The sequence below is a fragment of the Marinomonas colpomeniae genome, assembly GCF_014803385.1.
Lineage (GTDB): Bacteria > Pseudomonadota > Gammaproteobacteria > Pseudomonadales > Marinomonadaceae > Marinomonas > Marinomonas colpomeniae.
In genome coordinates this window covers 282,979-305,888 of the sequence record NZ_JACYFC010000002.1, presented here as the reverse complement: position 1 = coordinate 305,888, position 22,910 = coordinate 282,979, and the positions used below count along the sequence as shown (strand labels likewise).

At 41.3% G+C, this 22,910-nt stretch carries 21 protein-coding genes; 10 read left to right on the top strand and 11 right to left on the bottom strand.

Annotated elements, in window-relative coordinates; genetic code table 11:
* The first annotated feature begins 9 nt into the window (after positions 1-9).
* Entirely contained in the window at positions 10-597 is a 588-nt protein-coding gene (locus tag IF202_RS06600; protein ID WP_191594095.1) for a DNA-3-methyladenine glycosylase I, read from the top strand.
* A gap of 35 nt (positions 598-632) precedes the next feature.
* Here IF202_RS06600 and IF202_RS06595 read toward each other — a convergent pair whose 3' ends face one another.
* Both IF202_RS06595 and IF202_RS06590 read right to left on the bottom strand, forming a co-directional pair.
* Positions 633-1,199: a hypothetical protein gene (locus IF202_RS06595; protein ID WP_191594094.1), complete on the bottom strand. Its 567-nt coding sequence runs from the start codon at positions 1,197-1,199 to the stop codon at positions 633-635.
* Positions 1,200-1,307: 108 nt separating this feature from the next.
* Positions 1,308-2,852: an alanine/glycine:cation symporter family protein gene (locus IF202_RS06590; protein ID WP_191594093.1), complete on the bottom strand. Its 1,545-nt coding sequence runs from the start codon at positions 2,850-2,852 to the stop codon at positions 1,308-1,310.
* A gap of 673 nt (positions 2,853-3,525) precedes the next feature.
* Between IF202_RS06590 and IF202_RS06585 the strand changes: the two genes are divergently transcribed.
* From IF202_RS06585 to IF202_RS06560, 6 genes are all read left to right on the top strand, one after another.
* Entirely contained in the window at positions 3,526-4,125 is a 600-nt protein-coding gene (locus IF202_RS06585) for a hypothetical protein (protein ID WP_191594092.1), read from the top strand.
* A 572-nt stretch (positions 4,126-4,697) separates the two neighbouring features.
* Positions 4,698-5,705 (top strand): LacI family DNA-binding transcriptional regulator, encoded by a 1,008-nt coding sequence (locus IF202_RS06580; protein WP_191594091.1) that lies wholly within the window; start codon positions 4,698-4,700, stop codon positions 5,703-5,705.
* Positions 5,706-5,796: 91 nt separating this feature from the next.
* Positions 5,797-7,152 (top strand): ABC transporter substrate-binding protein, encoded by a 1,356-nt coding sequence (locus IF202_RS06575; RefSeq protein ID WP_191594090.1) that lies wholly within the window; start codon positions 5,797-5,799, stop codon positions 7,150-7,152.
* A 115-nt stretch (positions 7,153-7,267) separates the two neighbouring features.
* On the top strand, positions 7,268-8,137 hold the full coding sequence (locus IF202_RS06570) for a carbohydrate ABC transporter permease (RefSeq protein WP_191594089.1): 870 nt from the start codon (positions 7,268-7,270) through the stop codon (positions 8,135-8,137).
* Positions 8,138-8,194: 57 nt separating this feature from the next.
* Positions 8,195-9,157, top strand: a complete 963-nt coding sequence (locus IF202_RS06565; RefSeq protein ID WP_191594088.1) for a carbohydrate ABC transporter permease — start codon at positions 8,195-8,197, stop codon at positions 9,155-9,157.
* A gap of 20 nt (positions 9,158-9,177) precedes the next feature.
* Entirely contained in the window at positions 9,178-10,296 is a 1,119-nt protein-coding gene (locus IF202_RS06560) for an ABC transporter ATP-binding protein (RefSeq protein ID WP_191594087.1), read from the top strand.
* A gap of 94 nt (positions 10,297-10,390) precedes the next feature.
* On the opposite strand, the gene IF202_RS06555 is transcribed toward IF202_RS06560, so the two are convergent.
* The 3 genes from IF202_RS06555 to IF202_RS06545 form a co-directional block, all read right to left on the bottom strand.
* On the bottom strand, positions 10,391-10,744 hold the full coding sequence (locus IF202_RS06555) for a GFA family protein (protein ID WP_191594086.1): 354 nt from the start codon (positions 10,742-10,744) through the stop codon (positions 10,391-10,393).
* A gap of 216 nt (positions 10,745-10,960) precedes the next feature.
* Complete coding sequence (locus IF202_RS06550) at positions 10,961-12,865, bottom strand: hypothetical protein (protein WP_191594085.1); 1,905 nt, start codon at positions 12,863-12,865, stop codon at positions 10,961-10,963.
* A gap of 295 nt (positions 12,866-13,160) precedes the next feature.
* Positions 13,161-13,922 carry a sulfite exporter TauE/SafE family protein gene (locus IF202_RS06545; protein WP_191594084.1) on the bottom strand — a complete coding sequence of 254 codons (762 nt, stop codon included), beginning with the start codon at positions 13,920-13,922 and terminating at the stop codon, positions 13,161-13,163.
* Between the two features lie 239 nt (positions 13,923-14,161).
* Between IF202_RS06545 and IF202_RS06540 the strand changes: the two genes are divergently transcribed.
* Together IF202_RS06540 and IF202_RS06535 are read left to right on the top strand one after the other, a co-directional pair.
* Positions 14,162-15,214 carry a bifunctional transcriptional activator/DNA repair enzyme AdaA gene (locus IF202_RS06540; protein WP_191594083.1) on the top strand — a complete coding sequence of 351 codons (1,053 nt, stop codon included), beginning with the start codon at positions 14,162-14,164 and terminating at the stop codon, positions 15,212-15,214.
* 159 nt (positions 15,215-15,373) lie between these two features.
* On the top strand, positions 15,374-15,796 hold the full coding sequence (locus IF202_RS06535; RefSeq protein WP_191594082.1) for a gamma-glutamylcyclotransferase family protein: 423 nt from the start codon (positions 15,374-15,376) through the stop codon (positions 15,794-15,796).
* A 95-nt stretch (positions 15,797-15,891) separates the two neighbouring features.
* On the opposite strand, the gene IF202_RS06530 is transcribed toward IF202_RS06535, so the two are convergent.
* From IF202_RS06530 to IF202_RS06505, 6 genes are read right to left on the bottom strand one after another with little or no spacing between them, the layout of a single operon-like run.
* Positions 15,892-16,344, bottom strand: coding sequence for a phosphatase domain-containing protein (locus IF202_RS06530; RefSeq protein WP_191594081.1), 453 nt, complete (start codon positions 16,342-16,344; stop codon positions 15,892-15,894).
* Positions 16,341-16,919 carry a histidine phosphatase family protein gene (locus IF202_RS06525; protein WP_191594080.1) on the bottom strand — a complete coding sequence of 193 codons (579 nt, stop codon included), beginning with the start codon at positions 16,917-16,919 and terminating at the stop codon, positions 16,341-16,343. The genes IF202_RS06530 and IF202_RS06525 overlap by 4 nt, the downstream gene beginning before the upstream one ends.
* Positions 16,903-17,988: an MBL fold metallo-hydrolase gene (locus tag IF202_RS06520; protein WP_191594079.1), complete on the bottom strand. Its 1,086-nt coding sequence runs from the start codon at positions 17,986-17,988 to the stop codon at positions 16,903-16,905. The genes IF202_RS06525 and IF202_RS06520 overlap by 17 nt, the downstream gene beginning before the upstream one ends.
* Positions 17,985-19,028 carry an ABC transporter ATP-binding protein gene (locus IF202_RS06515; RefSeq protein ID WP_191594078.1) on the bottom strand — a complete coding sequence of 348 codons (1,044 nt, stop codon included), beginning with the start codon at positions 19,026-19,028 and terminating at the stop codon, positions 17,985-17,987. The genes IF202_RS06520 and IF202_RS06515 overlap by 4 nt, the downstream gene beginning before the upstream one ends.
* Complete coding sequence (locus IF202_RS06510) at positions 19,016-20,698, bottom strand: ABC transporter permease (protein ID WP_191594601.1); 1,683 nt, start codon at positions 20,696-20,698, stop codon at positions 19,016-19,018. Before IF202_RS06510 ends, IF202_RS06515 begins: the two co-directional genes overlap by 13 nt.
* Positions 20,699-20,748: 50 nt before the next feature.
* A complete protein-coding gene (locus IF202_RS06505; RefSeq protein ID WP_191594077.1) occupies positions 20,749-21,726 on the bottom strand; it encodes an ABC transporter substrate-binding protein in 978 nt (325 codons plus the stop codon).
* A gap of 143 nt (positions 21,727-21,869) precedes the next feature.
* Between IF202_RS06505 and IF202_RS06500 the strand changes: the two genes are divergently transcribed.
* Positions 21,870-22,619, top strand: a complete 750-nt coding sequence (locus tag IF202_RS06500; protein WP_191594076.1) for a DeoR/GlpR family DNA-binding transcription regulator — start codon at positions 21,870-21,872, stop codon at positions 22,617-22,619.
* Positions 22,620-22,910 lie beyond the last annotated feature (291 nt).

Below are 22,910 nucleotides of genomic sequence, written 5' to 3'. Positions count from 1 at the left end.
GAAGATAATGTGACTGACTCAAAGCAACGCTGCGCATGGGCAGATTCCGCACCAGACTTTCCTGATTATCACGACAAAGAATGGGGATTTCCAGTTGCTGACGATCAGCGCTTGTTTGAAAAACTCTGTTTAGAAACCTTTCAATCAGGCCTGAGCTGGCGAACCATACTGACCAAACGAGAAAACTTTCGCCTCGCTTTTCAGCAATTCGACTTTAATAAGATCGCCTTATTTGATGATGAAGATGTAGAAGACCTTCTTAGTAACGCAGGCATCGTTCGTAACAAACGTAAAATTCTCGCCGTGATCAACAACGCCAAACGCGCTCAAGAACTCATCGCCAAAGAAGGCTCTCTTGCTGCGTTTCTCTGGCGCTACGAACCTAATGAAAACACCTTGCCACTACCAGAAACACAAACCACATGTAAAGAATCTGTCGCACTTTCTAAGGACCTAAAGAAGCGCGGCTGGATTTTCGTCGGCCCAACGACACTGTATGCCTTCATGCAATCCATGGGGCTTATCAATGACCACGCCGAGCATTGTTTTATGCGAGAGAAAATAGACACGGCCAGAAAGGCTTTTGAGAGACCCTGATAATATCAAGCGACTCTAACTAGTCATTTTCATACTTACAATATAATTTCTCTACGATAGTCTTTCAGCTCAACACCTAAAAACATACTTAATAGCACCGCGTCGTTTTCAAGTTGATCTTCATTATTATGATTCAAAATGTTAATTCTTCGTCCATGCAGGGTCAGTAAATTCAATTCATAGCAGGCGTAGCTAAGAGCATTTTTACGTTGAATAATCTTGTTGTTTATTTGCAATGAAACAATATGGTGTAGCTTTACATTTCGATCTTTACGGTTGTCAAAAACGCCTGATGTTTTATTAAAGCTCACGCGCCTTAAAAACGGTTGGATTAACATAATGCCAAAAGCACCAATGGCAATACCAAAGCCACCAACAAATATAGAAAGGTCATATTGAGTAGAAACAACTAACAAATAAGCGGCAAGACTAGATAAAAAACCTCCAACAACGATATACACGACACAGAACATCATTGCTCCCACTGTTGGCCTTAAATACGCATTACTCTTTGTTATCACCAATGTATGCGATAAAAATTTAGGGCCATCTTTAAGTAATGTTCGTGTTAGGTCAACAATACAAGATTCACTTTCGTTCATATTGCTCTCTATGCCGTATGGATATGTGAGTAATAAAGCCCAATATAAAAAACCCACCGTAGTGGGTTTTTTATATAACGGGATTACTTAACAACTTTTAGGTTGCGATTATTTCTCGTAAGTTTTGATCTCACCAGATTTAACGCGAGCAATAAAGGATGCTAATTCTTTCTTAACAATCGGCATCAAGAAGTACAAGCCGATAATGTTAAAGATAGACATTGCAAAAATCGCCGCGTCAGAGAAGTCGATAACAGCACCAAACTGAATAGTTGCACCGATAACAACAAAGACACAGAACATCATTTTGAAAGCCAATTCGATTTTTTTGCCTTCACCGAATAGGTAAGTCCATGCTTTTAATCCGTAGTATGACCAAGAAATCATAGTAGAGAATGCAAACATAACAACTGCTAAGGCCAATAAGTATTTGAATACGCCAGCCGTCTCAGTAAATGATGCTGCAGTCAGTGTTACACCTGTTAAACCGCTGCCATCAAATGGACCAACGTTTAAGCCTGCAATAGTGATAACCAATGCTGTCATAGTACAAATAACAACGGTATCAACGAATGGCTCTAGTAATGACACCAGACCTTCAGTGATAGGCTCTTTCGTTTTAACGGCTGAGTGAGCAATCGCAGCAGAACCAACACCTGCTTCATTCGAGAATGTTGCTCGTTTCAAACCTTGTATCAAGGCACCAATAAAACCACCAGCAACACCAGCACCAGTAAATGCACCAGCAAAGATAGCACTGAATGCAGCGCCAACTTGATCGATATTAGCAATAATAACGATGACAGCCATACCGATATACAAACCAGCCATCCACGGAACTATTTTCTCTGTTACAGATGCAATTGATGGCATACCACCAACGATAACCGAGAATACTAAAGCAGCAAGTACAAGACCTGTAATAACGCCGTATTCGCTTGGAACATCAAAAGCGTAAGTAAGCATTGCGTGAGCTTGGTTAGCTTGGAACATGTTACCGCCGCCTAACGCGCCTAGAATACACATTAGAGCAAAACCAACAGCCAATACTTTACCTAAACCGCCTAAGCCTTTTTCAGCAAGACCTTGGCTTAAGTAATACATTGGACCACCAGAGATAACGCCTGATGGTAAAACTGTTCTGTATTTCACACCCAGAGTACACTCACAAAACTTAGATGCCATACCTAGAAGACCACATACGATCATCCAGAATGTCGCGCCAGGTCCACCAATCGCAAGTGCAGCACCAACGCCAGCAATATTACCAAGACCAACTGTACCGGAAAGAGCTGTTGTTAATGCTTGGAAATGAGACACTTCTCCGTCTTCTTTAGAGTTAGGGTCTGTGTATTTGCCTTTTACGATATCAATCGCCATGCCCGCACGTTTAAACTGAACAAAGCCAAAGTACAGCGTAAAGATCAGAGCGGCTAACAATAGCCAGCCAACAATGATTGGGAAACCGACATCACCAATTGGTACACTTTTAAAAATTAAACCGACAAACCAGCCAGTATAATCGTTAAAAAAACCGTCGACGCTTTCACTGAATGCAGCAATGGTTTGCTTAAACGAGCCTGCTTCTTCGGCAAAGGCACTCGTACTAAAGGCTAATAAAAAGCCAAAGAAAATCTCTCGTATTTTTCCCATGTTTTTCTTCCTCGTATTTAATATACATATTTTTTTATGTGATTTTCCACTTAAGCTAATCACTTGAACTCTCTAATGCCTACAAACAATAATGACTGATTAAAGATATGATATAGAATAAAAAGTGGCTCACTTTTATATAGATTGCTCTATAAAAATATTTAATATTTTTTGGCACAGGAAATAATCATGCCAAATAAAAATTCAAACACCTTATAGTCACTATGCATTGATCTTAGCACCGGTTTGGTTCATTTTTTACGGAACTTCACTTTTCTTTACAAAAAACAGCCGAAGGCGAATTTAGCCAACCCAATATTGATCGCTTCCTCTGTTAGCATCACAACTTCTTTGATAAAGTTCTCAAATATTGAACACAATGAAACCTCTCTTTCGTGAAAGACTTCCTACGAGACTAAAAAACAATCAACTTATTATTTTTTCGTATGAGATGAGGCATTTTTCACATTACGAGCTGCATGTTTTTTAATTAAAAAAGGCAAAAGCCATGGGTATTAAAGATCACCGATCTTTGCCATGCCCATTGTATTTAACGTGAGCCCCCACTCAGAAATTTGTGGAACTTCAACTAAGAAAGAGACTATGGATAGAATATTTGGCGCAGTATTTGCTTTTATTTGAAGGTATTAAATAACTTAAAAAGGTGGTAAATATGAAATTAAAAATACTTAAACTGTCTATATTTTTGACTATGTTTAATTTTTTAGCACTTTCGGCCACAACATGTGCAGGGCAAGAAAAAGCTGACCCAACACTATCAACGACACTAAAGACAGATTTAAAAGTATTACAGTCAGTGACAAGCTATTTAGAGAAGTCATCTGATGAAACAGAAATCAGAATTTGTATTGAAAAAACGAGAGAACTTGAAGAATTACAGAAAAAGAGAAATGCCATGGAAAAAACTGTAGCAAAGTATGAAAGAGCCGTTGAGAACCATAAGGGGAATATAAATGGAGCCAATGATATTATCAAATACTTTCAAGAGGATTGTGATGAATATAATGAGAGCTGCGATACTATCGAAGACCAGCAGATAAGAAGATTTAACGAGATTAATATGAAAATGGAAGCAGAAGAAGACCTAATGGAATATAGAGAAGAAAACTTTCATCTTATGAGAAAAGAAAGGGCCCTAAAAAGAACATTCGATGCAAATTGTGAACGGAAAACATACCTAAGAACTCAAGTTGTTCAAATTTGTAAAGATTACTACTCTAGAGAATTTCCAATTTGTAGATACAATATCTAAACTATATATATCCACCACATAATAGGCCTTTAAATAAGTAAAGGCCTTATTCCTTACTCACATTCCCCACCTATTTTTTAAAATCTTATAGATTTTTCACTTTAATGAGTAAGCTAAACAACATCACCCCTAACTTGATACGTATCGCAGCCTTAACCGCCCTCGCTGGACGCTCTGCACTGTATACCTACACGCTTATTTTGCTAAATTTATAGCCATTCAGAACGTATAGTCATTCGGACATTATAGTCACTATAAAAATATAGTTTTACTGAAAAAAAACCAGAGCTAAATGACGTATATTTCTATTCATCGCTAGCTTCGAACACTCAATTTGATCTTTTATCATCCTACAACTTTTTTCTCATTTAAAAAGCCACCTTCCCCTTCCCTCTAATCCTTCATTTTTACCTTTATCGCACTGAAATTGTGCAAAAAATAATCGTTGCATCGAAACATTTTCGGTCTTAACGTCGATTGCTGCTGATCATGAAATGCACGATTAAGGGTTTATATTTTCCTCTTAATGATGGACAGTAATAAAAATAAGAATGGAGTGCAGTAAAGACATTATGTCTATTAAAGAGATAGCTACCCAATTGGATTTGTCGGTATCAACAGTGTCACGAGCACTAAACGATTACCCAGATATTAGCCCTAGTACCAAAAAGCGCGTTTTGAAAGAGGCAGCGCGACAGGGTTACCAATTAAAAGGCGCTGACGCGGCCCACTGGGTACAAGCGAAACGAGCCATTACGGCTATTGTTCCTAGCCAGGATACTCAATATCTCGACCCCATTCTTTCGAAGGTGTTAGCCGGAACTCGACATGCGCTGCAAGCAGAAGGTTATTTACTGCAAGTGGTTGCCATTGATACCGGAAAACAAGAGTTAAGCGAATTTGAACGCTTTATTAAAGCTGGCGATCAAGACGGTTTTCTACTCCTTCGCACTCGGGTTAACGACCCGAAAGTCCATCGATTACTTAAACTCAACGTGCCTTTCGTGTGTTACGGACGTACCGAACGAGCCACTCAATTTGCTTGGCTAGATTTAGACAATTACCAAGTCGGCCATTTAAGTCTGACCCACCTTTATGAACAAGATCATCGTCATATTGGTGTGGTGTCAGTGAACGATCGGTATTTTTTCGCCCAAGAAAGGCAACGTGGTATTCAAGATGCAGCAAAAGAAGTTGGGCTGACTCTTACGCCCGAACACTGTTTAGAGGTCGGTTTTGACGAGGAAGATACTTACCTCGCGTGTGCCGAATTTTTGCTCCAACACCCAGAAATTACTGCGCTAATTTGCCTCACTAGCACTAGCGCGCGAAGTGCCGCTTTGGCAGCAATGCGTTTAAGCCATAGACAAGACAATACAGAACATAAAATAAGTGTGATTGGTTGTGATACACCGCTTGATGAGCTAACCGCTAGTATGGGGATTACCAGTATTCAACAAGCACCTCCAGCACATATAGGTGAACAACTTGCCAACATGATGATATCGCGCATTAAAGGTGTTCGAGTAAAAGACCTTCAAATCGTTTTATCCCCAGGTGTGGTGAAAACAGGGTTTTAATTCATCCCTAAAATAGACAGCTTAAAGATCAATCAGAACGGTAAAAACACGGATAAATAACCACTAATAAAAACAACATGAGGAAATCACAATGCAACATTATAAATCTCTGCTTGTCGCCAGTACTCTACTGGTAAACGGACTCGCTGTGAGCTCTCTTACGAACGCGGCGACGGTCGAATTTTGGACAGCACAAACCCAATCAGATCGATTACAAACCATCGAACTGCTTGCCAGTACGTTTGAAGCTTTGAACGATGGCGTTACGGTGAAAGTCGTGGCCGTTGATGAAAATGAAATGGCAACTCAAATGGCAGCAGCAGTTGCTGCTGGTACTACACCTCAATTGATTGAGGTTAACTCTGAAATCATTATGTCATTGGGTGAAGAGGGCATTATCGATACAAAAGCACACCAAGACGTAGTAAGTAGCATAGGTAAAAGTAGGTTCCATAAAGGCGCGCTTACCACGCTCACCTCACCATCTGATGAATACTACGGTTTACCTTATCACGGTTGGATTCAAGGGATTTGGTACCGTAAAGATTGGTTCGACGAGAAAGGCTTAGCAGCTCCTAATACATGGGAGAACATCGAAACGGCAGCCAAAGCGTTGACTGACAAAGCCAATAACCAATACGGTATCTTGGTTGGCACCAAGCAAGACAGCTACACAGAGCAAGTTTTCACTCAGTTGGCATTATCGAATAATGCCAACGAGTTCGACGCTAAAGGCAACCTGATATTTAATAGTCCAGCCACGTTAGAAACTATCAAATATTACAAAGATCTTGCTCAGTACAACCCTCCAGGTCCGCAAAACTGGCGCGCACGTGATTATTACCTGCAAGGTAAAATGGCCATGTTCTTCTACTCCACTTATATTATGGATGATTTGTCTTTAGCAGAAGTCGCAAAAGGTTCGCTGTCTTCTGAGAACTTTGCAGAATTGAGTGGTGGAACCTTTGATCCAGAGTTGGTAAAAAATACGGCTTTCGCTCCGATCATTAGCCATAAAAGTGCCGCGTCTTACGGTACTTTGTCTGGTCTTGTAGCCTTAAAAACAAAAGACTCAGCAGATACTGAAGCAACAAAAAACTTCATCGAATTTATGTACGATCCAGCCAGTTACATCACTTTTTTACACATGGCACCAGGCGGTATGAACCCAATGCTTAAAGGCATTGCTGAAGATCCAGCGTATTTAGACGACTCAAATGGTGTGTTTAAACTCTATGGCGCAGACAAAATGAAACAGATTGTTTCTGGATTTGACAACATTCGCTCCTTCTCTGTAGTTCAAGGTAAAACGTTCCCTGCTTCTGGTGCTATTTTCGCCAAATCGGTCATTCCTCGCATGATCTATGACGTGACCATTGAGGGCAAAGATCCTCAAGCGGCATTAGATGATGCAGAGAAAGAAATGAAGACGATTATTGCTCAATAACGATCATCAGATCGCTACGATCAAAAGGATCGTAGCGATCTGTATACGTCGACATATGAAAACCTTTACTAACACAGTAGCCACGTAGACCGTTTTCAAGCAAAAGGAAATAAACATGGCGTCATCCATACTCATAAAAAACGAAGCGAGACTCGGCCTCAAAATGGTCGCGCCTGCCATTGGTATTATTGGCTTGCTGGTGATTTACCCTATTTTGTTCAACATCTATTTAAGTTTTTTTGATGTACAACTCAATGGTACGAAAACCTTTGTCGGTTTGGATAATTATAGCGATTTACTTGGTAACCCTCGTTATTACCACTCCATTGGCGTGTCTGTTATTTACTTGCTCGGCACTGTCATAGGAACAACGGTTTTAGGCTTGGCAGCGGCCGTTTTAATGAACCAAGAATTTCACTTTCGTAATATAGCTCGTGGTTTGATCTTGCTACCTTATTTTGCGCCTGTGATTAGTGTCGTGTTTGGTTGGCAGTTTATTTTTGATCCAGTGAACGGCATTTATAACCATGTTGTTGTGGATGTATTGCACTTAACAGACACCCGAGAAAACCTGATTGGTAATCCTGATTCAGCGCTGTTTGTCGTTATCTTGTTCGATATTTGGAAGCATTTCCCTATCGCCTATTTATTGTTGCTTGCCAAGCTACAAAGTGTTCCAAAAGATTTATATGAAGCGGCAGCAATTGATGGTCAAAATGCATGGGGGCGTTTCTGGCACGTCACCTTACCTGAGCTTAAATTCGTCATCGCGACGGTTGTATTACTGCGTATTATTTGGAACCTAAACCGTTTTGAAGATGTGTACTTACTCGCACCAAACGTAGAAACCTTACCAATTTTCACTTACTACCAAGCCTTTGCTGGCATCGTAGATCAAGGCGGCGCAGCGGCTATTTCAGTTATTCAATTATTAGTATTGGTCGGTCTGATTTGGTTATACGTTCGCAAGGTACTCAAATGGTAATCGTCAATTATTTAGTCTTTTTTCATAACATTGATGACCGTTTTCTCAGAGGTAATAATGATGAATAAACGCACTCCTATTCAATCTGTGATCTTATACACCCTAGTACTTGCTTTGGTGATATTTTGCGTCTTTCCTTTTTTGCAGATTCTTTCTACGTCATTAAAGCATCCGATAGATTGGGGGAATCCATCCCTCATTCCTAGAGTGCTGCATTTAGACGCCTATAAAGAATTGCTAGGCTTGATGCCAGCGAAAGAAGTCGATGTGCCAGCCAGCATTCAACGCTTGCTAGATAATCCCGCGTTATCAGCCGAGAAGAAACAAGCGTTGCTAGATAAATTCACATCTGGCGGTGACGTATTTCCGTTTGGTCGTTATATGTTTAACACCTTCACCATCTCTTTGATAACAGGTATTTGTTCTACTTTCTTGGCGTCTCTAGCGGCTTATGCCATTGCTCGTCTTCGCTTCCCTGCGCAATCTTTAATGGCAAACGGTGTGCTGTTTGTTTATATGGTTGGCGGTGTTTTGTTGATGGTGCCTCTGTATCAAATGAGCGTAAACGTAGGTTTGGCTTCTAGTGCTAGTGGTACGATACTAAGCTTATTCTTGATCTACCTGATTCAAACCTTGCCTGTTGCCATGTATATGCTAGGTAACTATTTCCGAACCATTCCTTTCTCTCTTGAAGAAGCGGCGATGATGGATGGTTGCTCAAGAGTAGAGGCCTTCTGGCGCATAATTCTGCCATTATCAAAACCTATGCTATTCACTGTGTTTATCTATTGTTTTGTCATCGCATGGAACGAGTATTTATTCGCTTCCGTGTTTCTAAAACAGTACCAAGATTTCCAAACCTTGCCGTTGGCATTGCAAACCTTGTTCACCTCGAAAAACGCCATCTGGGATCGCATCATGGCCGCGTCCATGTTGACACTTTTACCTGTGATCATCTGCTTCATGCTAGCCAATAAACACCTTTCAGGTGGTTTAACTGACGGCGGCGTTAAAGGTTAAATTTTAGAAGGAATAGAATTATGAGTTCAGTCATTTTACGAAACGTAAACAAGTCTTATGGCAATTTGCCAATAGTGAAAAATCTTAACCTTGAAGTTAAAGATGGTGAATTCGTTGTCTTAGTTGGCCCAAGTGGCTGCGGTAAAAGCACCACATTACGTATGGTCGCCGGACTGGAAGACATCACCCAAGGCGATATTCAAATTGGTGACCGAGCGATTAATGATTTACCGCCGCACAAACGTAATATTGCTATGGTGTTTCAGAATTACGCCTTGTATCCGCACATGTCCGTGCGTGAAAACATTGTCTTTGGTTTGAAAAAATCTGGCGCAGATGCACAAACGATTAAACGTAAATTAGCCGATGTATCGGAAATGCTCAAACTTGATGATTACCTAGATAGAAAACCTGCAGATTTATCAGGTGGCCAGCGCCAACGTGTCGCCATGGGTCGTGCTTTAGCGCGCGATGCAGACGTTTATTTGTTTGACGAACCTTTGTCTAACCTAGATGCCAAACTTCGCCATCACATGCGTACAGAGATCGCCCGTATTCAGCACCAGTACAACATGACGGCAATCTATGTGACTCATGACCAAATCGAAGCCATGACACTAGGAGACCGTGTCGTGGTAATGCGAGATGGTGTTGTCGAACAAGTCGGTACTCCGATGGAGATTTATCTACAGCCGACCAATACGTTTGTGGCAACCTTCATCGGTTCGCCTGCTATGAATTTATTCGAAGCCAAAATAGAAGGCGAAGACTTGGTGTTCGATAAATATCGAATTCCAGCCTCAAAAATAGCGAATGTCGACATGCATAATTTAGCTTCTCACGAAACGGTCTTAGTCGGTATTCGTCCAGACTTCTTTGAAGACAGCGCCTTATCTTTAAAGAGGTCACCAAGTGACAACCTTTTTGAATTCAACGACATAGAAGTGGATTTGGTAGAAAACCTCGGCTTCGATAAAGAAATTATGTTCAAATTAGGTGGCGAAGACGCTAAGGCAAGACTAGACCTACGCTCACACGTACAACGCCAAGAGAATATCTCGTTATCTGTGGATTTGAACCGAGTCTTATTATTCGACACCAGCCCACAAGGTATGTTGATTAATGCTGGAGAGGTTTGAGTTTTTTAAGATTGGAGTGGGGTTTGAGTTTTTTAAGATTGGAGTGGGGTTCGAATAGTCTTTGAATCTCACTCCAATTACTAGGTAAATAGCATCAAGCCATTCCCGCGCCAACAGTTGCTCTGACTGGAATGCCTTCGATATCAAACCCCTCTAAACAATGGACATTAATACCAAAGAAGTCAGGCGAAACTCGCTTTCTGTGGAAGGGATAGGTACCGCAGGTTTTGCAAAAAAAGTGTCGCGCGGTATGGGTGTGAAATTGGTATTCAGTAAGGCTATCTTCCCCCTTGATGAGTTCAAATTGGGTTTCGTGTACTTTCACCATTAAGGCGTTTTTTCTGATGCAGATAGAGCAGTCGCAGGTTGTGAGCTCTGGTGCGTCTGTGACAATTTTGAATTGCACACTGCCACAATGACAACTTCCGTGATATTCCTTTTCCTTCATACGACTACGTCTCTTTTCACTATTCAGGATTGAATACAAATAAGATAAAGCTTAAATACTCATTCCTCAAATATTAATATCTATACATCACTGAAGTGCTACAAAAAATAGACGTTAAAAGTACTAACGATAAGAGGAGGTCGTTTTAAGAGAAGGGAATTACGTTATGAAAGTATGTAAAGACACTTACTTTCATAACGTAAAATAACGCAGCTATTATTCTTTATCGGCTAATTGTTCTGCGTTACGTAAAAAGCCAGCTGCACTCTCATCTTGCTGAAGGGATTTTTTAGTATCATCTCCCTCAAGTGCTGGTTTTGAGCCATGCGAACGCATTTGTTCATTAAGTTGATAAAGTTGCGATGCATTACCAATATCACGCTCACTGGTAATGGAAGCAATCAGCTCTCTATCCTTCAAGAACCCAACCACATCAGCTCGAATTTCAGCAAGTTGATCATCATCTTTATGCATTTCCATAATATGTCTCGAATACTCAAGATTCTTCATACCTATGCCTGCGAAAGTAGTAGAAACAACTCTTGATACAACAATCCAAGGTGTAATACTGCTTCTTACTACTCTGTTTTCTGAACGAGTACTATCATGTATGCCGCCGCCAGTAGACATAGTAGATTCAGCAAAAGTACCTTCGCATTTAAAATAAACAAGTAACGACTCAAATTGTAATTCGGCAAAGAATATATGAGCAGCTTTACTCAGCATTTGCGCAAACGATTTGGCAATCAAACCAATTAAGCATAAGTGAATAACCCACATAGATGAATCAACAAAATTAGCAAAATTTGAGTCTCTAAAGAAACGATCCAAATTAGTAATACGCATATTTTGATAAATATTGAAGGTATCTAATACGGCGTAGGCCATCAAGAAAGTAACAATACTAGCGATAATGAAAAGTACATTGCCACTAATTAGTGCCAGCATTCTTGAGCCAGAAAAACCACGACCCAAATTCATTGGACTAAACTTAGGTTGAATCTCTTGTATTACTTTGCCTTTAAAATCACCCTTGCCTTGAACTTGCTCATTTAGGATAGGTTTAAGTTCGTGATAGACACGGTTTGGCATTTCTTTATAACGTAAGTTCGCTAAGACCAAGTTTTCTAAGTTAATGAAAATATCATTTGGATGTACTGATTCTTGCCAGTTTTCACGTAACTCAGATACTTCAGTAACCGGGTTAGCATGAGCCAACCTTTTACTAAGCATCACTAAAACAATACCTGTACCAATGGTGGATATGATAAACAGGCCTATCAAATAAGCATATGTGTGAAGACTTGGTAGATGAGCCATAATATCAGCCAGCTGTCGTTCAGACATATTGATATTGCTAAGGGTCCAACCAATCAATGCTGCAACGCCTACTGGCAATAACACAGACCAAATAACGATTTTAACGATAGCACCAGAACCAAGAGATTCAACCTCTTTGTCTGCTTGTCGACTAAGGCCTCGACTAACTTGAACCCAAACTGAAATGACGTAGAGCAGTAAAATGACGGAATAAACAGGAAACGCAAGCTCTCCAACACTGCCTGCTAAGCCAGTTAAAGAAATAAAAGCAACCACGGCATAAGCAACTAAAGCAGCAACTGTTTTTATCCAAGCTCCAAATAATTTCTGAATAAGGTTACGAATCAGATAGGGCATAAATAGAAGTTTAGGAACTAAGCTATGAAGCAACCGAGCAAGAAAGCCTTTAGGTTCAACGAAAGTCGTATTTTTTCGACCTATTAACATTTCTTCTAATTCTTGCCCACTATAAGCGACCGATTTTTTTTCTTCTGCAGCGGTACTAGATTCACTTTTACTATAATTATGCGCAAGAGATGTAGGGTGGTTACGGCCGACATAATATCGAAACATTGCATAAATGCCACTACCTAATGCTCGAATACCAATGGTCAGTAGTCCACCACTGAAAACAACAAATATCCATCCAGAGATAGGACTCTCTTTTATAAGAGGGACGGCAGCTATCAATAGATAAACACCAAGTACTATTTGTATAGCACCTCGAATGGCGGTTATAGCGCCTTCTTTTTTGAAAGGATTTTTTAAACCTAGATCAATTGATCCATAATCAAATGCCATTTGCATCTCCTAAAGCACAGTCTTTGTAAGGCTGTGTGAATTAGTTCCATTGTTAATAGGATAAATCGAGTGAAAGCTAAGTAGTGTATTTAAAGAGAAGTTTGACGTCATAACGCATAAAGCTTTATGGCTACTTTTATATAAACTAGTGCTCCGTCGGTACCGGGAGCAACGATACTATTTTGTCAGCTTAATCGCCATTAGAAATGACTAAAAATGTAAGACTTATATATATTGTAAAAAAGTCATAAAAACTAATAGAAAATAACTACTTAAGAGGAAAAATAATAAACCATTAGTCACTCAACAAAGCGGCAGTACTACCGCAAATTGTCATCACTAATAAAAACCATTTGAGATGATTTGGGTTAGCTTTTATCGCGAGCTTAACCGCAAGGTATGAACCCAACATAGTTCCAGATGCCAGTATTAATCCTGGAATCCAAAGGATTTGGTCATTCCAAATGAACACGCCAAGCGCTAACGCAGTAAAACCAAGTGTACAGACCATTTTTAAAGCGTTAGTACGTACTAAGTCATAACGTAATGTCCCTGCTAGCGCCGCAATCAAGATAAAACCAACACCCGCTTGAACAAAGCCACCGTAACCCCCTGCGATAAATAAGGCGATCCAAGCGCTCGGTTTTTCTCTGACTTTAAATGGAACCGTACCTTCTGGTGGCGCAATCATGGCTGGACGAACAATCATAATGAGCGTCATGCTAATCATCGCGCCAAGGAGTAAAGGTTTTAACCAAGCTTCTGGCGCGTAACTCGCAGCAAAAGCCCCAACTACACCACCAACTAAAGAAGGTATCATCACAGGCAGGATGTCGACAGTATCGAGCTTTTTGGCTTTACGAAAACCAAATGTTGCTGTGACATTTTGCAGAAAAACGCCAACCCGATTGGTGGCGTTAGCGATGTCTGCTGGCATCCCCATCACCATTAATGCGGGTAAGGTCAGGTTAGAACCGCCACCAGCAAGCGTATTAATAATACCGGCCACAAATCCTGTGCCCATCAACAAAGTCACAGTAAATAAGCTGTAATCCATAACATCGCCCTTAAACTACCAAATACGAGTCAGAAGAAAATCAAAAGAGGCCGCATAATAAGGAAAAAACCAATGACAAACAAAAGGTTATTTCTAATTCAACTGCTAAACAATTTCATAAAACACTTTATAAAAATACTCGTCCAGTTTTCGGTTGTCGTTTTTAAGTACGATGGCTTAACCTTAGATGACTGAGTGTTGTATTCCATAGCACAGAGAAAACGCCAACGAGTGTAAGCATGTTAATAACCGATGAAAAACAAGCCGATCATTATTATCAGGCATTGATAAACCGTACATCGAGTTATGTCGGCGTGTTTTTTGTGGGCGTGACAACCACATCAATTTTTTGTATCGCCACCTGTCGTGCCCGCAAACCTAAGCGTAAAAATGTGTTGTTTTATACTCACTTTAAAGATGCGATGGACGCGGGCTTTCGTCCTTGTAAAGTCTGTCGTCCTACCCAAAATGCTCATGAAGCGCCTTATGAAGTTCAAGCCGCGATGGATCTTGTGCGAGATTGCACCAAAGCAAAAATCACCGATGAGCAACTTGTCGAAGCAGGCATTCGTCCTATTTTTTTACGTCGTTGGTTTAATCAGCATTACGGCATGACGTTTCAAACCTTTCAACGTATGTACCGAATCAATTATGCTTTTCAAGAATTAAAGAATGGTAAAACAGCGACCAACACAGCGTTAGATTCAGGCTACGACTCTTTGAGTGGTTTCGGTTACACTTTTAAAAAGCTGTTGGGCCATTCGCCCACATTAAATTTGGAGAACCCTGTGATTTTAATCGATAGACTCACCACACCCATTGGCCCTATGTTTGTGTGTGCCTCAGACGACGGAATTTGCCTTTTGGAGTTTGTAGATCGCCGTATGCTTGAAACAGAATTCGAAGACTTACAGCGCCGCCTGAAAGCGCCTATCATGGCTGGCGAAAATACTCACACTAAGCAGATGAAAAAAGAACTGGAAGAGTATTTCCTCGGCCGACGAAAAGACTTCACTGTGAAGCTTCATACACCAGGGACAGAATTTCAGAAGTCCGTTTGGAAAGCTTTGTGTGATATTCCCTTTGCTACTACCGCAAGTTACCAAGAACAAGCCACTCGATTGAACAACCCAAAAGCCGTTCGCGCGGTTGCAAGAGCCAATGGAATGAACCGTATTGCTATCGTTATTCCTTGCCATAGAGTGATTGGAAAAGATGGAAGTCTAACCGGATATGCTGGCGGATTAGAACGCAAAAAGTGGTTACTCGACCATGAAAAAGCTCACGCTTAATCTATCTGATTTAGGCGCTATAGTGCACATAAATGCAAGTAACCTCATGAATGGCTCAAGGATGTGTCATGGCAGTGTAATTTTCCTCTAAGCACCTTGAAATGGGCTCTCAGCAAGTTCATCTTGTGCACTTTCACTTCTAATAAACGGACTACATTCATGCCGACCACCATTGTTGCTGTATATGGAACTCTTCGCGAGGGTTTAAATAATCACTCATTAATTAGCGAATGCAAACGCATCGGTCATGGTTGGTTGACTGGATTTCGCATGTACAACTTAGGTGAGCTTCCAGGTGTTGTCTTTACCCACGATGACAGTGGTCGTATTCGAGTAGAATGGTATGAAATATCAGAAGAAGTGTTGGAAGAGTTGGATCGCCTTGAGAACTACGACCCAGAAGAAATCAAAACCTCAACTCATACTCGAAAGCGTGTTTTTTCACCTTATGGTCCAGGTTGGATTTATTTATATAATCAACCGTTAAACAATGCGCCTTATATGGAGGCTGGTGATTGGGAGCGTTTTTCCAGAGGAGCTATGCATAACCAAGAAAGATCTGAGGCAGGACAAGTCGCTTAATATCTATCCTTTGAAACATGGAGCGCCTTCTAAGAAAAGGGGCTCCATGCTAACTTGAGACAAGATGAATGGCTATATAGTAGAGTTTATGTTGATTAAAAATCTCCCGGCGCACATTGCAAACATGTCAATCCTAAATTACGCCACCCAGCCACTACCGCATCTCGGTCGTCTAATACTAACCAAGGCGAGAACCCATCATTGTGAATTTTCTGTAAAAGAACTTTTTTCACCTCTTCATCAGGCACTTCATCCGCATTTTCGGGACGTAAATAAACGCCATCAAAAGGAACGTTATACCGCTGCATCCATTCTATAGAGTGTTGTTTGTGTGATTCAGGGCGACCACTACAAATCAAAATAGATTGCCCTTGTTGCTTTAGAATAGTGACCAACCGCAAAATATTTTCAATCACAGGTGCATTTTTCATATGTTCAAAAAACGGATCCCAATGTTTTTCTGCACCCAACACCCAGTGGGCAACTTGAGTGTGGTCAAATTCTGCAAGTGTGCCATCTAAGTCAACAATAACAGCGTGTTTGGTCATATCGAATTTCCTTTAAGGGGAGTGATTTTCCAGCCATTTTCATCTTGGCTAGGTATGAAAGAAATAGGTGAAACATTGCCAATTCTGGGACAATAAGGTGTTCCGTTAATCACATTATTCAACACTCTATAAACGCCAGAGTGAGCAATAATAAGAGGTTGCGGATACTGTCGTAAAATATCATTTAGCGCATTGATGATTCGCGTTTCAAAAGTGTCCCAAGGCTCGCCATTCGGTGGCGTCACTTCATAAGGCAATTGCTGCTCTATAGGAACTCCTTCTAAATCCCCCCAATTCCTTTCTTTAAGCTGTTCATAAGGGGTTATCGTCTGATTAGGTACAGCATAAAAAGCCGTTTGCTGAGTTCGTTGTAAGGTACTGGTAACCACAACACTCCATTTAGTACTGTTTAAATCGTTATTTAATGCATCACTCAAAATCGGTGCGGCATTTTTTGCTTGCTCAATACCATGCTCACTAAGTGGACTGTCTGTAAAACCACCAATGAGGTGAGCCGCATTAAATGTGCTTTGAGCATGACGGGCGAACACGAAGGGTTTACGGATTAATTTCATAGGTTTGCTCGATATAGGTTTGTGACGTGATACTTGGACCAAGCGCGGCTCGCCACTCTTGTAGGTCTTTCATGCCATTAAAAAGAGGACAACAGGTATCACATTCTAGGTGGTCAATAAGACGTTTTAAGTCCTGTTTACGCGGATGTACATTCCAACGTACAAAATATGCTTTGTCCTCGCTAACCGCTTCACGAGCATGCTCAGGAAGATGTCCCGTATAAACAGGTAAGTAATATTCTGGCTGTAATAACAGCTCCGCAGCAATGCCGCTCATGCCATCAGGGTCACCACATAAAATCACTTTGGCATTAGGGTTAAATGGCTGGTGTTTTATATCCTTCAATATTAAGCGAGCGCCTTCACAGATACTGTCTACTGGAGCGGCCAATGCCATTTCTGGTGATAGACAATCACTTCCTAGCGTCCAATCTTCGATGCCTATAGAAGTTAACCAGCAAGCAATTTCTAGTGCCCGCCCTGTTTGGGGCACTGGCATGAGCAGAGACTTGTCCTCATTTAAAAACGTCAGCAACGATTGCTTACCTTGCTCAAGAGAGTGGTCATATAATCCATAAGAAGCATCAAGCAGGGATACACTTGCTTTAGGAGGCATAGTGAATGGGTACAAGGTTGACTCTAAACTAAAATCACCACTGTAAAACACGCCATTCCCTATATTTAGATGCAGCCACACTCCACCAAATGAATGCCCAGCAGACCCTGTAGTAATTTCAATTCCACATACAGAAATCGTTCCACTCACAGGTAGTTCATGCATATTGAGATGTTTAGGAAGCCATGGTTGAACTGGTGCTGTCGCATAGACAGGAACGTTTCCGTCTATGTCTTTAAGTCCACCCATATGGTCTTCATGATCATGAGAAATAAAAATGGCATCTAAATTATCTGGTTGAGTCCAGCCTTTGACTTCACCAACTTCTAATGCACCGCCAGCATCCAATAAAAAACGAATTTTCTGTGACTCAAGAGAGGCTTGATAAGTCACTAAAATCGCAGCCGCTGTTTTTCGACCTGCGCCACTGAGGATATCAATACTAACCTTCATGATTCACTCTCAAGTGACCACGCTTGCTCAAGACGAATGTGATGCTGACTATTCACTGTCATCGGCATATCGTTGTAAGTAAGCAATTTTTGACCGTCTTCTAGTGTTAGCTCTACGTCATATCTCTCGCCACGGAAGATGCAGTTATTTACTGTCACAACAATAGATAGGTCACCTATAGGTACAAAATTAATATCTTGGGGCCTGACCAGTACAGAGCTAAATACTTGTTCAGAAGAATACCTTTCAATCAAATCATGCAAGTCTGTACTGTTAACGTATTGTTGAGGTGCGATTTCGCTCACCTTCAACACTGAACCCCGACCAATGAAGTTTGCTAACCAAGTATTTTTCGGCGTGGCGTAAAGCGCTTGAGGCGTTCCCCACTGCACTAATTCCCCTTTCTTCAATACAGCTATCCGATCTGCAAGTGACATGGCTTCAGACTGATCGTGGGTCACATACACTATGGTAGCGCCAGTTCGTTTATGGAACGCACGAAAAGTTTCTTCCATTTTTGCGCGTAAATGTCTGTCTAAATTAGCAAGCGGCTCATCAAATAGCACAACATCAGGTTCAGTAACCAAACTACGGGCAAGTGCTACACGTTGTCGCTGTCCACCACTAAGTTGCGCAGGTAATCGACCTGCGTATTCTTCAAGCTGGACAATTTCTAACGCTTCTTGAATGCGTCTGTCACGCTCATCCGATTTGATTTTTTGTACCTTAAGCGGGTAGCCCACATTGTCTTTCACACTCATATGTGGCCAAAGCGCATACGATTGAAAGACCATGCCGAAATTTCTGTCTTCCGTTGATACATGCTGCTTACTGCTAGAAAGACAGATATCTCCATGAAGGATCTTCCCGTCGGAAACAGGTTCAAAGCCAGCCAACATTCTTAAAATAGTGGACTTCCCACAACCACTTGGACCAAGTAACGCAACAAATTCACCGGGTTCAATGGTTAGGTTTAAACCTTTCACCACAGATTCCCCGTGAAATGACTTATGAATATTGTCTAATACTAATCGTGCCATGGAATAACTCCTTTCGGCAGTCGAGGAGCAAACAGGCTCAGTAAACTCATTAGCCCAGCCACCAGCATCACAACCAGCACGGCAATAGCAGAAGCAAGCACACTGTCACCACTTTCATCTAAATTGAAGATCAGTACCCCTAATGTTTCATTTCCTGCACTCCATAATAAAGCGGAAACCGTCAGCTCATTTATCGAGATAAGGAAAACCAACAAACCACCCGCAAAAAAAGCGGGGGCAGTGAGCGGTAAAATAATATCGACCAATCGCTTAAGTGGTCGTGCACCCGCTAATTGAGCCGCCTCTTCTAGAGCTGGATCTAACTGTGACATTGCGCTCAATACGGGTTTCAGACACACGCTTAAAAAACAAGAAAGGTACGCTAAGAAAATAATCCCTAAGGTGCCGTACAAACTTACTTCGATAAAAGGTAGAGGTTTGGCAAACAACAAAATAAAGGCAATCGCTAAGACAATGCCGGGAATGGCATAAGGCACTTCGATCAAACTGGCGATCACCGCTCTGGTACGCATTGGCAAACGCATCAAGAGATAACCCAATGGCAAAGAAACAACCATCAGGACAAAAGCACTTACGAAAGCAAGAAAAACACTGTTTTCAAAAGCGCGCTTGGTGACACCCTGACGGCTTATCATTTCGTAAAAAGCGGAGAAAGTGAGTGTGTCTAATGTGAGAGGCATGCCCAAAGCAGGCACCAAAGAACTCACGATCAAAGCGAATAACGGCGCCACTAAAATGAAACACAGAATCGAGGCGAGTAATAATTCAAGAGGTAAACGCCAGCGTTGTAAACGAAAAGAAATAGACTGAGCAGTGTGCCCTAATAAGGAATAACGACTACGTTGCTGTAACCATTGCTGCAGCAACATACCCGCTAACACTAATAGCGCGATGATCATCGACAGACCTGCAACTTGACTCAGCATATCATTGCCAAATCCAGCCATTTGCTGATAAATCAAAGTCGGTAAAACAATGTAACCGGCAGGAATACCGAGCATGGCAGGAATGCCAAAATTCCCCAGTGAAGACACAAAAGCCAACGCAGCACCAGCAACAATAGCACTACGACAAAGAGGCACAATGATGTCAATCCAAACACGAAACGGAGAGGCCTTTGCTAATTGTGCTGCTTCTAATAAATCCTGCGGTAGAGCAATAAGCTGAGTTCGAAGTGCAAGATAGACTAACGGTGCACTTTGTATACCTAACAACAAGGCAATACCTTCTGCGGAATACATTGGCTGTGGACTACCTAATGCAGGTGCAAGGCCGAGCGTATTTAAGATAGGACTTGCCGGTCCAAATAGCTGTAACCAACTCAGTGCCGTTACTTGTGGCGGAATCATCATGGGTAACATAAAACAGAACACCCAAATCGCACGACCACGGATGTTAGTTAACGTTGTTACAAAACCAAAACCGCAACCCAAAAGAACAGCAATTAAAGTCCCTAGGCCTGAAGTATAAAAACTGTTCCCCAACGCAATCCAAGTTCGCTCGCTACGCAAGACTTCTGCCAAAGGTGAGGACGCTGATAAGGTAACTTGACTTAGAGCCTCCACCAGCAAACGTAAGCTCGGCACAACACTTAATGCTGCAATTAAAACGAACAATCCTATGGATAACCAGCGAAGCTGGCTATCCATGGAAGGTCCATCTACAAAGCGTGCTTTGATCAAAGAAGGTGTCATATTTCTTAACCTTCAAAGATCTTACTAAAACGAGTTTTATTTGCTTCGTTGTTTTCTAGTGTTTTAGCGGCATCAAATGGCATTAAACGAATATCATCACGCTTAGGAAATCCTGCAGGTACACCAATGTCACCTCGTGCAGGTAAGTAACCTTGTTCCAATACCAACTGCTGACCTTCTTTCGACAAAAGAAAATCAACAAACCGTTTTGCCGCTGCTTTATTTTTTGCGCCCTTCATAATCGCAACCGGCTCAGTCACCATGGACACGCCTGTTTTAGGGAAAATAAACTCAATCGGTGAGCCTTTAGCGGCTTCTCGAATGGCTAAGAAATCAACAATGACGCCATAAGGTTTGGTACCAGATGCAACAGCTTTTAGGACACCACCATTACCACCTTGCGCTTTCACTTGATTCGTATGCAATTGCTCGTAGTAATTCCAACCTAGCGTTTTTTCATCTGTTAACGTCGCAAGATGGATTAGAGCCGCACCAGAATATAAAGGGCTTGGCATAGCAACCTGATTTTTATAAGCAGGCTTGATGAAATCAGACCAATCGGTTGGTGATTGCGGGGCGTTTTTATGACGAACGATACCCGACGTAATTAGCTTAGTACCGTAGTAATACCCTTTATCACTGTACAAGCTGTCTTCATATTCTGCGCGATTAGGGCTTAAGTAAGATTCCAGATAACCATCTGACACCATAGATTCCATTGTCACACTATCAGCGATGAGTAAAACATCAGGTTTCACAACACCAGAAGACAATTCTGCGCGTAATTTAGTCATCAATTTCGTCGTGCCGTCGCGAACCCACTCCACTTTAATATTCGGGTTGGCCGCTTCAAAAGCATCCACTGTCATTTGTGCATCTTTGTTTGGTTGGCTCGTGTACAGAGTCAATACATCTTGAGCTTGCGCAGATAATGGTAAAGCAAGTGCGGCTGCGCATATCAATAAAGTCTTCTTAATGGTCATTGGGAAACTCTCTTTTTGATAAGTGAGCTGCAACAATACCGACACAATTTGACACTATAGTGACAAAATATTTTCGTTTGACGATGACTTACTTTCGTTTCGAAAATCGACTTTGAAAAACATAATTAAAAAAGGATTGAGCGATGAATCAACGCCATCACGAAATTATTCAATGGGTTAATGAGCAAGGACGACAAACGCTACAAGCCGTTGCCGATCAGTTTTCGGTATCAGTACAAACCATTCGTTCAGACATTCGACTATTAGCTGAAAAAGGCTTGCTGTTACGCAGTCATGGCGAAGTCATTCCTTTCCCTCATAGGGAAAATATCAGCTTTGACCAAAGGCGAATTCGTAATGCGGAGGGAAAGAAACGTATTGCAGATTTGTGCGTTAGCAAAATAGCAGACTATCAATCTATTTTTCTTGGTAGTGGCTCAAGCGTGGCTGAGGTAGCCAGTCAACTAAGCGCCTTCCAAGGTTTACAAGTAATGACTACCAACCTGCATGCTGCTCGAAATTTATGCGAGCATCCAGATTGTGAACTGACAATTTCAGGAGGTAAAGTACGAATGCGAGACCAAGATATCATTGGTGGAGATGCCATGCGATTTTTCCAACGTTATCGAGCTGATATTGGTATTTTCTCTGTTGCTGCTAGTAATAAACAAGGTCACTTATTCGATTTTACAGATGAAGAAGTTATGGCAAGAGAAGCCTTAATCGATCATTGTCATTATCGTATATTAGTTATTGATAGTACAAAGTTCGAAACCGAATCTCGTTGTTTATGGGGGAAAATCAGCGACTATGATTGTGTTATTACAGACAGAAAACCTACTCAATCGTTATTAAGCATCCTCAACTATCAGGGAGTTGAAACTCTCTATTAATAAAGGCCCCATTACATTCACTACATCTTATGAAATGACTCATTTCCAGCGGATAGAAACAACTTAGCTAATCCATAAGCCGTACAGAAAGCTGATATTTGAATCTTGAGGCTAGCGGTTAACAATTTGAGGAAATCTTTCAATGTTGGGACATTCAATGCAACAAAAAACATAGATAAACGGGCTGAGAGATAAGAAATGCAGAAAAATCTCAATTTTGCTATTTCGTCTCTTGCTGAGATCACAAGTCAATTTTTTTATCCCCAACGAGCTCTTTTGACAATTAGCGTC